We start from the raw sequence: 15,058 nt of genomic DNA, 5'->3' as shown, positions 1-15,058 counted from the left end.
AAGAGGCGTGCACTACTTGATCTGGATGTGGCTGGGGAGCTGGTCGAGGGCGAGGGTGTGAACGCCGGAGGGTGGCAGGGTGAGCTGCTGGAGGGCGGGCAGGTCCTTGAGGGGGGTGAGGTCCCAGTCCGGTCGGGAGTCGAAGGTGGCTGCGAGGGCCAGGTGAGTCACGGCGGGGAACTGGGCAGGGAGTCGTACGAGGTTCGGTTGCTCGCTCGGGTCCGTGTCGAGGGTCAGACGGCTCACTGTGGTGAACGTCGTGGCGGGCGGGCACAGTTGCAGGGAGGCCGCGGAAAGCCGGAGCGTGAACAGCTCGCCGAGTCTGTGCAGCTCCGACCATTCGGCGGTGGACGAGGGGCTGGCGGCCGGGCTCAGCATCAGGGTCCTGAGCTCCGCGAAGCGGCTCAGGCCGAACAGCCCGTCCTCGGGTGCGGGCGTTCTCAGTCCGAGATTGAGCCAGCGGAGCGGGGCGTGGGTCGGAAGCATCGCCATGGACCAGAGGCCATGCCCCGGCAGAGCGAAACTGAGCATCTGGAGATGGTCGAGGGTGGCGAGGGGGCCCAGGTCGAGGTGGCGACCGAGGCGTTCGAGGGTGAGCCACTGGAGTTTCAGGCCCCGGAGGTTGTCCACGCCGATGAGGCGGGGGCAGTCCATGACCGACAGACTGATCAGCCCCGTGGCTTCTGCCAGCGAGGAGAGGTCGGTCAGCTCAGGGTTGCCCCCGATGGTCACGTCGGTCGGCTGGACCTCGGCGACGTATGCCGCTATCTCGTGCTGGGGCAGCGCTCCCCGGAAGAACACCAGGGGGCGCCCGCCCATTGAACGCAGTTCTCGCACTTGCGCCGGGCTCTCGACCTGGAGGATGGCTCCTTCAGGGGGGACGTGGGCGATGACTTGCCTCGCGTACTGCTCGGCGTCGAACTTGCTCCAGCATGTCGTGAGTAGATACCGGACCGACGGGGACCGATGCCGTGCGAACCGCGCCAGATACGGAATGGCCGTGTCGGAAGCCACGCGCACAGCGGTCGTCACCACGCGGAGAGCGGTCGCCTCAGTGAGACCCTCCGGCCCCGGCAGCAGATCCAGGACCAGCGGGCCGACCGCCGCGAGCGCTTCGGCCTCCTGCGGCGTGGTCGGCGGAATCAGCGTCGCCGCCCGCTCCTCCACCGCCCCCCGCACCTTCGGATCCAACTCCGTCGCATGCTCCAGGCAAGCGGCCGCGAGCAGGAACACCCGGCTCCGTTCCCGCCCCTTCTCGCACGCGTCCCCCTTCGCCAGCAGTCCCTGGAGGATCTCCGCCCGTTCCCGCGGCCGGGCGTGGGCCACGGCCATACGGATCACGTCCTCCCACTGGTCGTCGACCGCGTGTTCGACGAGCAGGCCGATGTCCCAGATCTCCACGGCGGCCCGGGCGCCCAGGTAGTCCTGGAAGGTGCGGTGGATGAAGTCGACGGCGTCCGGGGCGGGTTCGCGGAGCAGACCGGTGCGGTCGAGGAGGTGCCGGAACACGGCCTTGGCATCGCCGAGGGCCGCGGCGGACGGTACGGCGGGCAGCATGTCGGCGACGATCTGCTCGGCGCGGTCGCGGTCCATCTCCGTACGGCCGTTGCGGATCAGCCAGTAGGCGAGACGCTGGAGGAGTTGGGTCTGGGGCTCTTGCTGGAGTTCCGCGCCGCCCGTGGTGAGGACCGCGCGTTCGCGGTCCCGGCGGGTCAGCAGCATCGCCAGCGCCGCCTCGTACAACTCCTTCCGGCCCTGCGGGAGATAGCCGCGCCGGTCGCGGTGCAGGGCGCAGATCAGGCCGCACATCAGGGGGTTGGTGGCGAGTCGGCCGAGGTCGGTCTTGCTGCGGATGGCGGTGAGCAGCTGCTGTTCGTAGGCGGTGAGTTGGTTGTCCTCGTCGGCGTTTCCGGTGGCCGCCGCCTTGTGCCAGTGCGCGATGAACGTGGCGACGGCGGCGGGGCTCATCGCGGAGAGGGTGAGTTCCGTGAAGCCGTCGGCGGCGAGCCAGTCGTCCTGGACGGCGCTCGGGCGGGACGTCACCAGCCAGCGGTTGTCGGGGTAGGCGGCGATCAGTTCGCTCAGCCATGTCCGGGCGCGGTCGCGTTCCGCCTCCGGGATCTCGTCGATGCCGTCGATCAGGACGAGGCCGCGGCCCTGCGTGAGCACGCGGTCGGTCCAGCCCTCCGGCTGCGTCTCGGCGATCGGGCAGCCCGAGGCCCCGAGGAAGCCGTCGGGGGCCGGGAGGGGCTCGCCGTGCCGGGTGAGGGTGCGCAGGGGCATGACCAGCGGGACGCGGCCGTACAGGTGGGACATCGCGCCGTCCGGGTCGGCCCGGGTGGCGGAGACGGCCAGCCACTGCACGAGGGTGGTCTTGCCGGAGCCGGCCACGCCGCGCAGGAGGACGCGGTCGTGGTGGGCCAGGACCTGGTCGGCGGGGAGGGGGGAGAGGGGCCGGTGGTCGTCGACGCCCACGGTCAACTCGTTCGTCGTGAGGAGCCAGTCGGTCTTCGGTGCCGAGACCTCAAGGCTCAGATAGGCGACTTCCAGCGGCCACTTGGAGGGGGAATTCACCAGGTCCACGCCGTAGATCGTCAATTGGCCGTGGCGTTTGGCGACGTAGGTCAGGTAGTGGCGGTGGAACCGCGCGTCGCGGAGGTCCGGGAGGCCGCCTCCCGGGGCCAATTCATCGAGTTTGATGATCAGTTCGGCCAGGAGCTGTGACCAGTCGTGCGGTGTGCGGGCGGCGGGTTGGCAGGGGAGGACGGTGAACTGGAGACAGAGCCAGTCAGTGACGAGGTCCACGAAGGACGCGGCTTCGGCGGAGAGGCTCGGATCGTTTCGTGCTTTACGGCGGAGTTGCCGGGCCACTTCGCGATACCCCGGGCGCACTGCCGTCAGGCCATTCATGTCGACGTGTGCCAGGCGGACCAGTCGCGCCAGAAGGGCCTCGGTGACCGGCATTCGCTCCTCGGGCGGGAACGGCGGACCGCCCGGTGACCTCAACGCCTCATGGACCAGGCGGCCGACAGAGGCGCCGGTCCGCTGAGCAAGTTCCTTCGTCGCGACGGCCTTGAGTTCCACCCGGCCTCCCCCTGAGTCGAGACCCCGCAGCGTAGCCCCCGTCACATCTCCGCGTCCCTGGATCTCCGCACCCGGTGACATGCCGCACAGGCGATTTGTCCGTTACTAAGCCGCATAGCAGTAAGCCCGAAATGGGCAAAAAGGACTTTTGCCCCGGAACACCTGAGTGCATTCCGTACTCCTGGGTGGATTCGTCCCTAGTGCGCCCTCTGTCAAGGATGCGGAAGTTTTCGGATGAAGTACTAGCTTCCGTCGTAGATCAGTGGTTTGGGCGTTCCGGGATGTCGGGGTTACCAAGGGATGCCCCATCCGGCGGATGCCTGTGCGCCGGGTGGTTTTTCTGTCCCCGTCCCCATGAGGTTTCGATGTTCTCGCGCAGCTCTTCCCGTTCTTCCCGTACGTCCGCGCTCCGCACCCGCGTCGCCGTGGTGGCTGCCGGCCTGGGTGCCTCGGCCGTGCTGGGGACCGGGGTCGCGTCCGCGGCGGGCACGAGCTCGGCCGCCTCCTGGATCGACCCGGTGAAGAAGTACACGCTGAGCGCCAGCTTCGCGCAGGCCGGCGGCATGTGGCAGTCCACCCACAGCGGGCAGGACTTCGCGGTGTCCAGCGGCACCAAGGTCTTCGCCGCGCACGGCGGCACCGTCGTCAAGGCCGGCGGCAACGGCGCCGGTGACGGCTCCGCGTACGGCAACGCCATCGTCATCAAGCACGGCAACCGGCTCTACTCGCAGTACGCCCATCTCTCGCGCATCGACGTCAAGGTCGGCCAGGTCGTCAAGACCGGTCAGCGCATCGCCCTGTCCGGCAACACCGGCAACTCCAGCGGGCCGCACCTGCACTTCGAGATCCGTACGACCGCCAACTACGGCTCGGCCGTCGACCCGGTCGCCTTCCTGCGCTCCAAGGGTGTGAAGGTCTGAGCCCGGTCTACGCCTCGCCGGAGCCGTGGTGGGCCTGGGTCACCAGGTCCGACGCCACCTGTAGGACCGCCTTGCGCTTGGCCTCCTGGTCGCCGTCGATGTCCTGGAGGAAGAACATTCCGGCGTGCAGGGTGAAGATCGCGCTGACGTAGCGGACCTGGTCGATCAGGTCCGCCTTCGGGTCGATCATGATGTCCCGCAGGCCCTGCATACGCCCCTTGAAGTCCTCGCCGACCCGCAGTTCCCGTACCGTCCCCTGGTTCTCCTGCATGAAGCGGAACAGGGGGGTGGCGTCGGCGAGGATGTCGCTGTAGCGCCGTACGATCTCCTGCTTGGTCTCCAGGGTGTGCGGCTGCGCCTTGCCCCACTCGATCAGGTCGAGTATCGGCTGGGTCAGATCGTCGAAGATGCTGACCAGGATCTCTTCCTTGGTCTTGAAGTGGTAGTACAGCGCCGCCTTCGTGACCTCCAGACGCTCCGCGATCTCGCGCAGTGACGTCTTCTCGTAGCCCTGCTCGGCGAAGAGTTCGAGGGCCACGTCCTGGATGCGCTGGCGGGTGTTCCCGCGGCGCCGCTGCTTGGTGCCGTCCATGGTGCCGCCCATTCTTCGTGAAGCCCTTGGCTTTGACCAAAACTTACTTGACGCCCGGCTAGTTAGGGGTCTACTTTCCCCAGTGTAGTCAACTTGCCGGTCGGCAAGTAAGTAGCTGGGGGAGTGGAAAGCATGGCGGACACGGCGGACACGCACGAAGCAGTAGACGGCAAGCAACCCAGGAGCGTGCGGGTCGTCCTGCTCGCCCTGATGATCACAATGATGCTCGCGATGCTCGACAACATGATCGTGGGCACCGCGATGCCGACGATCGTCGGCGATCTGGGCGGACTCGAACACCTCTCGTGGGTCGTGACGGCGTACACGCTCGCGACCGCGGCCTCCACACCCGTGTGGGGCAAGCTCGGTGACATGTACGGGCGCAAGGGCGCCTTCATGACATCGATCGTGATCTTCCTGATCGGCTCCGCGCTCAGCGGTATGGCACAGGACATGCCCCAGCTCATCGGGTTCCGCGCCGTCCAGGGCCTCGGCGCCGGCGGTCTGATGGTCGGCGTCATGGCGATCATCGGTGACCTCATCCCGCCGCGCGAGCGCGGCAAGTACCAGGGCATGATGGCCGGCGTCATGGCGCTCGCGATGATCGGCGGACCGCTGGTCGGCGGCACCATCACCGACAACTGGGGCTGGCGCTGGTCCTTCTACATCAACCTGCCGCTCGGCGTCGTCGCGCTGACCGCGATCAGCGTCGTACTGCATCTGCCGAAGAAGCGGTCCAAGGCGCGCATCGACTATCTCGGTGTCGTGCTGCTGACCGTCGGCATCACCTCGATCGTGCTGGTCACCACCTGGGGCGGGACCGAGTACGCCTGGACGTCCGCGCGGATCATGGAGCTCATCGGCATCGGCGTGGCCTCGCTGATCGGGTTCGTGTTCTGGCAGACCAAGGCCGCCGAGCCGGTCGTGCCGCTGCACATCTTCCGCAGCCGCAACTTCACGCTGATGTCGGTCATCGGCTTCGTCACCGGCTTCGTGATGTTCGGCGCGACGCTCTACCTGCCGCTCTACCAGCAGTCCGTCCAGGGCGCCTCCGCGACCAACTCCGGTCTGCTGCTCCTGCCGATGCTCGGCGCCATGCTGGTGACCTCGATGGTCGCGGGGCGCGTGACCACCAGCACCGGGCGGTACTACGTCTTCCCCGTCCTCGGCAGTGCGCTGATGGTCATCGGCCTGTACCTGCTGTCGCTGATGGACACCGGCACCTCACGCGTCACGTCCGGTGTGTTCATGGCCGTCGTCGGGCTCGGCATGGGCTGCCTGATGCAGATCACCATGCTGGTCGCGCAGAACAGTGTCGAGATGAAGGACATGGGCGTCGCCTCGTCGTCCACCACGCTCTTCCGGACGCTCGGATCGTCGTTCGGCGTCGCCATCATGGGCGCCCTGTTCAACAACCGGGTCCAGGACGTCATGGCGGACCAGGGCGGAACGGCCGGTGCCAAGATGACCGAGCAGTCCGCGCAGTTGGACGCGGCGAGCCTGGAGAAGCTGCCGGACGCGCTGCGCGAGGCGTACCAGCAGGCGGTGTCCGCCGGCACCCACTCGGCGTTCCTGCTCGGCTCCGTCGTCGCGGTGGTCGCGCTGGTGGCGGCCGTGTTCGTCAAGGAGGTGGCGCTGAAGGGAGCGGGGCCGAAGACGGACACGGAGGCCGCCGCGGCTCCGACGCCGATGGTCGAGGCCGTCTGACCCGTCGGTGAGCGATCGAGCAGAAGCGCGCGGTAGCGCGGCAGCGCAGTAGCGCGGCAGCGCAGATGAGTTGAAGCGCGCAAGCGCAGATGAGCTGAAGGCCCCCGGCCGGTGTCCGCCCCGGGGGCCTTCTGCATGCCGTACGGCATCGAGGCGGTCCTCCGTGACGACAACGGCACCCGGGAGTGACGCGCCGAACCTCACGGCATCATCGGATAGCTCCCCGTGTTCGTCGGCGCGTGCTCCGGCAGCCACAGCACCGCCACCGCACCCTCCGCCCGCATCCCCTCCGGCGCGCCCGCCGGTCTGATGTTGCGGAAGGTGAGCCGGGCGCCCAGCACCCGGGCCTGGCCCGCGGCGATGGTCAGACCGAGGCCGTGGCCGTGCCCCGCGCGGTCCGCGCTGCCCGTGCGGAAACGGCTCGGGCCCTCGGCGAGGAGATCCTCGGGGAAGCCGGGGCCATGGTCGCGGACGCGTATGACGCGGCCCTCGACGGTGACCTCGATCGGCGGCTTGCCGTGCCGCGCGGCGTTGGCGAGGAGGTTGAACAGGACGCGCTCCAGGCGCCGCGGGTCGGTGGTGACCATCGACTCGTGCACCACGCGGACCTCGATCTCCGGGTCCTTGGCCGCCACCCGCCGGCTGACGAACTCGCCCAGCAGGATGTCCTGCAACTCCGCCCGCTCGGACGCGCTGTCCAGGCGGGCCACCTCCAACACGTCCTCGACGAGGGTGCGCATCGCCTTCGCCCGGTCCAGGACCAGCTCCGTGGGCCGGCCGGGCGGCAGCAGCTCGGCCGCCGTCAGCAGACCCGTCACCGGGGTGCGCAGTTCGTGCGCGATGTCGGCGGTGACCCGGCGCTCGGCCTCGATGCGCTGTTGCAGCGCGTCCGTCATCGCGTCGACCGCGCTCGCGAGGTCGTCGGTCTCGTCCCGTACGACACCGCCGATGGCGTCCCGCACCCGGACGTCCGTCTCACCGCTCGCGACCTGCCCCGCGGCGGTCGCCGCCTTGCGCAGCCGGCTCGACAGCCGGCCCCCGATGAGCACACCGAGGGCGCTGCCGCCGAGGACCACCGCGATGGAGCCGATGACCAGGGCCTGGTCGAGGTCGTTGAGGATGTCGGTGCTGCGGTCGGTGAACGTGGTGTGCAGGGAGAGCACGTTCCCGTCGGCGGCCGGTACGGCGGCCCAGATGTCCGGCTCCCCGCCGGGCCGGTCGGTCACGTACGTGGCCCGGCGCCCGTGCTCGACCTTCTCCCGCAGCTCCGCCGGCAGCGAGGAGTCGTTGATCTTGACGTTGGGGAAGGGGTTCGGTCGTTTGTACTGGTCGTAGTTGCGCTGGGCGATCTGGATGCGCTCGTCCGCGAGATCGCGGGCGTTGTCCAGCATCGAGACCCGGGCCGCGTTGTGCACGACCAGGCTCAGCGCGATCGCGACGAGTGCCCCGACGAACGCGATGGCGGCGCTCAGCTTCCACCGCAGTCCCGTACGAATGCCCGTACGCTCCAGCCGCGCCGGAACCAGGCGCTGAAATGTCCCCCGCATGTCCGCCCCGCTCAGGCCTTCAACTTGTAGCCGAAGCCACGGACCGTCTCGATGCGGTCCTGGCCGATCTTCGTCCGCAGCCGCTGCACATGGACGTCCACCACGCGCGTGTCACCGCCCCAGCCGTAGTCCCACACGCGCTCCAGGAGCTTGTCTCGGGACAGGACCGTGCCCGGCGCGGAGGAGAACTCCAGGAGCAGGCGCATCTCGGTCGGAGTGAGCGCCACCGGCTCGCCGGACCGGCGCACCTCCATGCCCTCGGTGTCGATCTCCAGCTCGCCGAAGGTCAGCACACCGCCGTCCGCCGCCGACGCGGACTCCTCACCCCGGTCACCGCCGCCCGCGTGTCCGAAGCGGCGCAGCACCGCGCGGATCCGGGCGACCAGCACGGCGCCGTCGAACGGCTTCGTCACATAGTCGTCGGCGCCTGCCTCCAGGCCCAGCACGACGTCGATGGAGTCCGCGCGCGCCGACAGCATGATCACCGGCACGGTCGACTCGTCCCGGATACGCCGGCACAGGCTGACGCCGTCCAGGCCCGGGACCATGACGTCGAGCAGGGCGATGTCCGGGCGGTTCGCCCGGAACGCCTCCAGGCCCGACAAGCCGTCGGGCATCGCGGTGACCGCGAAGCCGTCCCGCTCCAGGGCGAGCTGGGTGGCCTCGCGGATGACGTCGTCGTCCTCGACGAACAGAACGTGAGTCTGGTCTGCCATCCCGCTGCTCTCTGTCCTTGGTCTTGCGGCTTGGTCTTGCGGCTTGGTCTTGGTCTTGCGTTTTCGTCTTGCTGTCGAAAGGTGATCGTTCCGGAGGGCCCGATCGGTTCACGGAATCCAGGGTGTTCCGGAATTCAGGTCGTCGGCACCGGAGTGGGCGTGTCCCGGGCCGTGTCCCCGGACGTCTCGCCGTACTCGCTGTACTGGTCCCAGCGCTTCACGAAGTGGCCCGCCGTCCAGTGGTAGATGAACACGTACTCGCCGGAGGGTTCCGCCACCGCGTCACCCTTCTCGTACACCTGCTTGTCCACCACGAGGTCGCCGCGGTCGATCTGCGCGTAGACCGGGGGCTCCTCGGCCTTGAACACATTCTCGTACGCGCCGTCCTGGAGGCGATACACGTACGCCCCTATGCCGATGATGTCGCCGCAGGTCAGCACGTTGACCACGACGTCACGCGCGGTGCCGCCGGTCAGGTCCCCGGAGGTCACGTCGACGGGCGGGTCGTCGCCGGTGCAGGGCTGGAGGTCGTTCTTGACCTCCGCCGAGACCGAGGGGTCGTCCTTGAGCAGCTGGGCGGCCTCCGTCTTGGTCAGATTGCCGGAGTACGAGGCCGTCGCCGAGGGCGCGGCGCCCACCGCCATCTCCGTACCGGCCGAGGTCTCGACGTGGGCCGGGCCCTCGTCGCGTGTGCCGGTGCCACCGGTGGCGCAGGCGGAGGCGAAAAGGGCAAGGGCGGCGAGTACGGCCACCGCCGTCATCGCCGCCTGGAAAGCGCCCCGCCCCGGTACGGGGTCGGGGTCGGCGCCGCATGTCCCGTCGGCGCCGCGAGCCCTGTCGGTCAGGCCGCCGTGCAACGCTCCCGCTCCTCACGCTCCAGCGCGCGTGCGTCCAGATCGCGGCTCTCCAGCTCCTCGCGGAGCCGGGCGAGGGCCCGGTGCAGCGTGCTCTTGACCGTTCCGGCCGACATGCCGAGGGCGGCGGCCGTCTCCTCCGTGGACATCTGCTCCCAGTGTCGCAGGACGACCACGGAACGCTGCTTGGGGGCGAGCACCTTCATGATGTCCATCAGCAGGGCGCGGTCCGCGTGCTGCTCGGTGGCGTCGTCGACCGAGGCGTCCGGGAGCTGCTCGGTCGGCACCTCCTCCAGCTTGCGGGCCCGCCACCACTCGGTCCGGGTGTTGATCATGACCCGGCGCAGATAGGCGTCCGCCAGCCGCTTGTCCTCGATGGTCTCCCAGCGGCCGTACGTCCGCGCCAGCGCCGTCTGAAGCAGGTCCTGTGCGTCGACCGGGTCCGGGACCAGGCGACGGGCGCTGCGCAGCAACGCGTCCTGCCGGGTGCGGACGTACTCCTCGAATTCGAGCACCTCTCCCTGCGCCATGACCGACCGCCTCCATCCCCGTTTCCGACTTGCCTGCCGCCGGTTCCTCATTGCCTGTGTGCCGCCGTCCTGCGGTACGCCAATGAAGCTACGGAGCGGTTGTCACGGGGCTGTGCGGAGCAGCGCGCGGCTAGCCCTCGGCTGTCCGTCGGTTGTGTAACGGAAGCAGTAAAGGGGTAAACCGGCGCAGCGAATGGCGCCGGTTCAGGGGGATTTGGGGCGGTGTCTGTGCGGCGTTACGTCAACGGCAGCCGATACAAACCGCCGGACAGCGGCTCCACGAGCCCGTCCGCGACGAGTCCGTCCAGGGCCCGGGCGCGCTGCACCGGCTCGTGCCACACCCGGTCGAGCGCGGCCTGCGGCACGGGCGCGTGCGCGTCGCGCAGGACGGCCAGCAGCTTGCCGCGCACCTGGCGGTCGGTACCGGCGTACGTCTGTCCGCGCCGCGGCGGACCGTCGTGCTCGGGCTTGCCCGCGAGCCGCCAGGCGCACTGCGCGGCGATCGGGCAGCGGTGGCAGGACTCGTTCTTGGCGGTGCACACCAGCGCGCCGAGCTCCATGGACGCGGCGGCCCAGCGGGACGCGGTGGGCTCGTCCGCCGGCAACAGGGCGCGGGCCAGCCTGCGTTCGGCCGCGGTGGTGGCGTTCGGCGGGTACTGCACCCCGGTGACGGCCCGCGCGAAGACCCGCCGGACGTTGGTGTCGAGGACCGCGTGCCGCTGCCCGTAGGCGAAGGAGGCGACGGCCGCCGCGGTGTACTCGCCGATGCCGGGCAGCGCGAGCAGCTGGGCGTGGTCGGTGGGTACGTCGCCGCCGTGCCGTTCCGTTATCGCGACGGCGGCGCCGTGCAGGCGCAGCGCCCGCCGCGGATATCCGAGCCTGCCCCAGGCGCGTACGGCCTCGCCGGGCGCCTCCTGGGCGAGGTCGGCGGGGCGCGGCCAGCGGGCCACCCACTGCTCGTAGACCGGCAGGACGCGGCCGACCGGTGTCTGCTGGAGCATGAACTCACTGACCATCACCCCCCACGGCCCGGCCTCGGGGCGCCGCCACGGCAGATCGCGGGCGTGCTCGTCGAACCAGTCGATGACGGGGGCGTGCAGGTGCTCTCCGGCGGGGGCGTCGGCTCGGGCGTCGGTCCGGGTTTCGCTCCCGGCCGCGGCCTCGGCTGCCGCTTCGGCTTCGGAGAGGGCGGGGGGTGTGGTGAGGGGCGCAGTCATGGCCTTCCGATCCTGCCATGCGGGGGAGGGGGCGCGGGGGCACCGCCACCCCCGAGGTGTACGACGGCACCTGACGATCGCCAGCAGTGCCGTTTCTCCAGTCGCAGGCGACCACGGCCGGGGTGACCACTCGTACGCCAGAGCCGTGGCCAGAGGTGCAAGTGCCGCGATCGCGAACTCGCGTGCCTTCGGGAGGCGGCGCGTCACCCTGTGGAGACGAATTGCCCGGAGGGATGGTCACTGACCGTAGGCGATGGACCGATGTGATCACACTCCGCGATCGTCAGGGGTCGCACCCGACGACAGGCGGGGGTGGAACACCCGCGACCGGAATGATGATCCGGAAAAGTTGTGATCCCTCGCGGCGGGTAGGGGCAGCGGAGCCGCCGATCTCTCGTACAGTTTGCGCCGTGGGATCTCTGCGCAATCCGGTCGGGCCGCTTCCCTCCACCATCTACTGGCGTCGGAGGGCCGTACTGCTGTCTGTATTGGCCCTGTTGGCGCTGCTGATCGCGTGGGTGGTGACCTCGGGCGGCGGTGGCGGCAAGAACGGTGCCGACGGGTCCAACGGCAAGAATCCCGCGACCTCCATCACCCCCGGGCCGACGAGTTCCGGGCCGGCGATCAGTCAAGCCCCGGGCGGGCGCGACGAGTCGAGCGGTGGCGGGGGCTCCGGTGGATCGGGGTCCGATGACGCGTCCGGTGATGGCTCCGGGTCCACCGAGGGTTCCGGGGCCTCCGGCGGCTCCGGTTCCGGCGGTTCGGACGGCGGGGCGGCCGGCGGCGGTGCGGGCAGCGGTGTCGGTCAAAGCGACACGGTGCCCGCGGGCTCCGCACTGCCCAACTGCACGCCCGGTGCGGTGAAGTTGACCGTGCGCAGCCTCCACAACGGGTACGAGCCCGGTGAGACGCCCACCCTGCTGGTGACCGCGGCGAACTCCTCAGGCGGCGACTGCAAGGTCGATCTCGGGCCGAAGAGTGCGGTGTTGACGATCACTCAGGCCGCGGAGGACGACGACTACTGGTCGTCCGCCGACTGCCCGAAGACCGCGGGGAACCTCGTGTTCCGGGCGCCGGCCGGCAGCAGCATCACGTACACCGTGAAGTGGGACCGTAAGCCGAGCGCGCCGGAGTGCGCGACGCCTCCGGCGGGGGTGGCGGGGGCGGGGACGTATCTGGTGGAGCTGGCCGCGCCCGGGTTTGCGAAGGTGCAGACGTCGTTCGTGCTGGAGAGCGACTAAGGGCTTATACGTAGCGTTCCAGAATGGAGCTCTCGGCCAGCCGCGAGAGACCTTCCCGTACGCTCCTCGCCCTTGCCTCGCCGACGCCGTCGACCGTCTGCAAGTCGTCCACGCTTGCCGCGAGGAGCTTCTGTAGGCCGCCGAAGTGTTCCACCAGGCGGTCGATGATGGCGCCGGGGAGCCTCGGGACCTTCGCCAGGAGGCGGAAGCCCCTGGGGGACACCGCCGAGTCGAGGGCCTCCGGCGAACCCGTGTAGCCCAACCCCTTTGCCACCGTCTGGAGTTCGAGCAGCTCCGCGTGGGTGAGGGCGTCGAGTTCGTACAGGGCCTCCTCCACCGTGCGGGAGCGCTTGGCGGTGGGCTCGGGGACGTAGTCCCGGACGACCAGCTCGCGTTCCGGCTCGACGCCCGCGATCAGCTCGTCGAGCTGGAGGGCCAGGAGGCGGCCGTCGGTGCCGAGTTCGACGACGTACTCGGCGATCTCCGTGGCGATCCGGCGGACCATCTCCAGGCGCTGGGCCACCGCCGAGACGTCCCGGACCGTGACCAGGTCCTCGATCTCCAGCGCCGACAGCGTGCCCGCGACCTCGTCGAGGCGGAGCTTGTACCGCTCCAGGGTCGCCAGGGCCTGGTTCGCGCGGGACAGGATCGCCGCGGAGTCCTCCAGGACGCGGCGCTGGCCGTCGACGTAGAGGGCGATCAGACGCATCGACTGGGAGACCGAGACGACCGGGAAGCCGACCTGCTTGGAGACGCGGTCCGCCGTGCGGTGGCGGGTGCCCGTCTCCTCCGTCGGGATCGTCGGGTCCGGGACCAGCTGGACGCCGGCCCGCAGGATCTTCGAGCCGTCCGTGGAGAGCACGATGCCGCCGTCCAGCTTGCACAGCTCACGCAGGCGCGTGGCCGTGAACTCGACGTCCAGGACGAAACCGCCCGTGCACATCGGCTCCACGGTCTTGTCGAATCCGAGCACGATGAGCCCGCCCGTGTTGCCGCGGAGAATCCGCTCCAGGCCGTCGCGCAGGGCCGTGCCGGGTGCCACGGCGCTCAGTGAGGCGCGCATCAGGCCATCGGCACCGGAGCTCCCGCCGGACTTTCCGGGAGCTGCTGCCCGGTCGTTGGCTGCCACTGCACTCCTCCGGTCGCAGGTTCTTCTGGTGCTCCCGTTTCGCACACGCGGTTCGTACGGACGGGCGAGACCAGGGCAAAGTCTACCGGCGCTCCTCCGCGTCCTGTGGGGCCTCTCGCCGACGCGAACGCGGAAGGACTCTCAGGGCGTCCCCTATGTCGGCGACTTCCAGGACCTTCATGCCGGCAGGGATCTTGCCGGGGTCGCCCGGCACGAGCGCGTGGGTGAAGCCCAGACGGTGCGCCTCGGCCAGTCGGCGCTGGACGCCCGTGACCCGTCTGACCTCGCCCGCGAGGCCTACTTCGCCGATCGCGACGAGGTTCTTGGGCAGCGGGGTGTCGCTCGCCGCGGAGGCCAGCGCGAGGGCGATGGCCAGGTCCGCGGCGGGCTCCGAGAGCTTCACTCCGCCGACCGTCGCGGAGTAGATGTCCCGCTTGCCGAGAGCGCTGATCCGGCCCCGCTGCTCCAGGACGGCCAGCATCATCGAGACGCGGGAGGTCTCCAGACCGGAGGTGGTGCGCCGGGGGGAGGGGATCTGCGAGTCGACCGTCAGGGCCTGGACCTCGGCCACCAGGGGACGGCGGCCCTCCAGGGTGACCGTCAGACAGGTGCCGGGGACCGGTTCGTCACGACGGGTCAGGAAAAGTCCGCTTGGGTCGGTGAGGCCCGTGATGCCCTCATCGTGCAGTTCGAAGCAGCCGACCTCGTCCGTCGCGCCGTACCGGTTCTTGATGCCCCGGACCAGGCGCAGGCGCGCGTGCCGGTCGCCCTCGAAGGAGAGGACCACGTCCACGAGGTGCTCCAGCAGGCGCGGGCCCGCGATCGCGCCGTCCTTCGTGACATGGCCCACCAGGAGGGTGGACATGCCGCGGTCCTTGGAGGCCCGGATGAGCGCGCCCGCCACCTCGCGCACCTGGGCCATGCCGCCGGGGGCACCGTCGATCTCCGGTGAGGCCACCGTCTGTACGGAGTCCAGGATGAGCAGGGACGGCTTCACCGCGTCCAAGTGGCCGAGGACGGCGGCCAGGTCGGTCTCCGCGGCGAGGTACAGATGGTCGTCGATGGCCTTGATGCGGTCGGCGCGCAGCCGGACCTGGCTGGCCGACTCCTCACCGGTGACGTACAAGGTGCGGTGCTCGTCGCTCGCCGCCTTGGCCGCCACGTCGAGGAGCAGGGTCGACTTGCCCACGCCGGGCTCGCCCGCCAGCAGCACCACCGCGCCCGGGACGAGTCCGCCGCCCAGCACGCGGTCCAGTTCGGGTACGCCGGTGGAGCGGGCGGTGGCCTGACGGCCGTCGACCTGGCCGATGGGCAGGGCGGAGGTGGTGACGCGACCGGGTGCCGTCGTACGCACCGCGGGCGCGCCGTACTCCTCGACCGTGCCCCATGCCTGGCATTCGGGGCAGCGGCCGAGCCACTTCGCCGTCTGCCAGCCGCACTCCGTGCAGCGGAAGGCGGGGCGGTCCTTGGCGGTCTTCGTACGGGCAGCCATGACGAAACCGTAGCCGCCCGCACTGACAA

Annotated in this window: 12 protein-coding genes; 3 read left to right on the top strand and 9 right to left on the bottom strand. The window is 69.9% G+C overall.

Annotation, left to right across the window (positions count from 1 at the left end; translation table 11 throughout):
* Positions 1-12: 12 nt before the first annotated feature.
* Complete coding sequence (locus OG866_RS19400) at positions 13-3,084, bottom strand: NACHT domain-containing protein (RefSeq protein ID WP_329336346.1); 3,072 nt, start codon at positions 3,082-3,084, stop codon at positions 13-15.
* A gap of 365 nt (positions 3,085-3,449) precedes the next feature.
* Here OG866_RS19400 and OG866_RS19395 point away from each other — a divergent pair, with 365 nt between their 5' ends.
* Positions 3,450-4,004 (top strand): M23 family metallopeptidase, encoded by a 555-nt coding sequence (locus OG866_RS19395; protein WP_329336345.1) that lies wholly within the window; start codon positions 3,450-3,452, stop codon positions 4,002-4,004.
* A 7-nt stretch (positions 4,005-4,011) separates the two neighbouring features.
* Here the strand turns inward: OG866_RS19395 and OG866_RS19390 are convergent, their stop codons facing one another.
* Entirely contained in the window at positions 4,012-4,608 is a 597-nt protein-coding gene (locus OG866_RS19390; RefSeq protein ID WP_329336343.1) for a TetR/AcrR family transcriptional regulator, read from the bottom strand.
* A gap of 120 nt (positions 4,609-4,728) precedes the next feature.
* Here OG866_RS19390 and OG866_RS19385 point away from each other — a divergent pair, with 120 nt between their 5' ends.
* Entirely contained in the window at positions 4,729-6,303 is a 1,575-nt protein-coding gene (locus OG866_RS19385) for an MDR family MFS transporter (RefSeq protein WP_329336341.1), read from the top strand.
* A gap of 200 nt (positions 6,304-6,503) precedes the next feature.
* On the opposite strand, the gene cseC is transcribed toward OG866_RS19385, so the two are convergent.
* The 5 genes from cseC to OG866_RS19360 all read right to left on the bottom strand — a co-directional run bounded on the left by cseC (position 6,504) and on the right by OG866_RS19360 (position 11,167).
* Positions 6,504-7,850, bottom strand: a complete 1,347-nt coding sequence (cseC, locus tag OG866_RS19380) for a two-component system sensor histidine kinase CseC (protein ID WP_329336339.1) — start codon at positions 7,848-7,850, stop codon at positions 6,504-6,506.
* An 11-nt stretch (positions 7,851-7,861) separates the two neighbouring features.
* Positions 7,862-8,566 (bottom strand): two-component system response regulator CseB, encoded by a 705-nt coding sequence (cseB, locus tag OG866_RS19375; protein WP_329336337.1) that lies wholly within the window; start codon positions 8,564-8,566, stop codon positions 7,862-7,864.
* A 134-nt stretch (positions 8,567-8,700) separates the two neighbouring features.
* The gene (locus tag OG866_RS19370; protein ID WP_443063541.1) at positions 8,701-9,423 is read right to left on the bottom strand and encodes a hypothetical protein; all 723 of its coding nucleotides are present in this window, start codon (positions 9,421-9,423) and stop codon (positions 8,701-8,703) included.
* Entirely contained in the window at positions 9,408-9,950 is a 543-nt protein-coding gene (locus OG866_RS19365; RefSeq protein ID WP_059193955.1) for a SigE family RNA polymerase sigma factor, read from the bottom strand. The genes OG866_RS19370 and OG866_RS19365 overlap by 16 nt, the downstream gene beginning before the upstream one ends.
* Positions 9,951-10,186: 236 nt before the next feature.
* Positions 10,187-11,167 (bottom strand): A/G-specific adenine glycosylase, encoded by a 981-nt coding sequence (locus OG866_RS19360; RefSeq protein ID WP_329336333.1) that lies wholly within the window; start codon positions 11,165-11,167, stop codon positions 10,187-10,189.
* Between the two features lie 410 nt (positions 11,168-11,577).
* Between OG866_RS19360 and OG866_RS19355 the strand changes: the two genes are divergently transcribed.
* The gene (locus OG866_RS19355) at positions 11,578-12,408 is read left to right on the top strand and encodes a hypothetical protein (protein WP_329336332.1); all 831 of its coding nucleotides are present in this window, start codon (positions 11,578-11,580) and stop codon (positions 12,406-12,408) included.
* A gap of 4 nt (positions 12,409-12,412) precedes the next feature.
* Here the strand turns inward: OG866_RS19355 and disA are convergent, their stop codons facing one another.
* On the bottom strand, positions 12,413-13,537 hold the full coding sequence (disA, locus tag OG866_RS19350; protein WP_329336330.1) for a DNA integrity scanning diadenylate cyclase DisA: 1,125 nt from the start codon (positions 13,535-13,537) through the stop codon (positions 12,413-12,415).
* Between the two features lie 82 nt (positions 13,538-13,619).
* A complete protein-coding gene (radA, locus tag OG866_RS19345; RefSeq protein WP_329336328.1) occupies positions 13,620-15,029 on the bottom strand; it encodes a DNA repair protein RadA in 1,410 nt (469 codons plus the stop codon).
* Positions 15,030-15,058 lie beyond the last annotated feature (29 nt).

Source organism: Streptomyces sp. NBC_00663, from assembly GCF_036226885.1.
In the GTDB taxonomy this organism is placed as follows: Bacteria; Actinomycetota; Actinomycetes; order Streptomycetales; family Streptomycetaceae; genus Streptomyces.
This window is presented reverse-complemented; position numbering and strand designations above follow the sequence as displayed.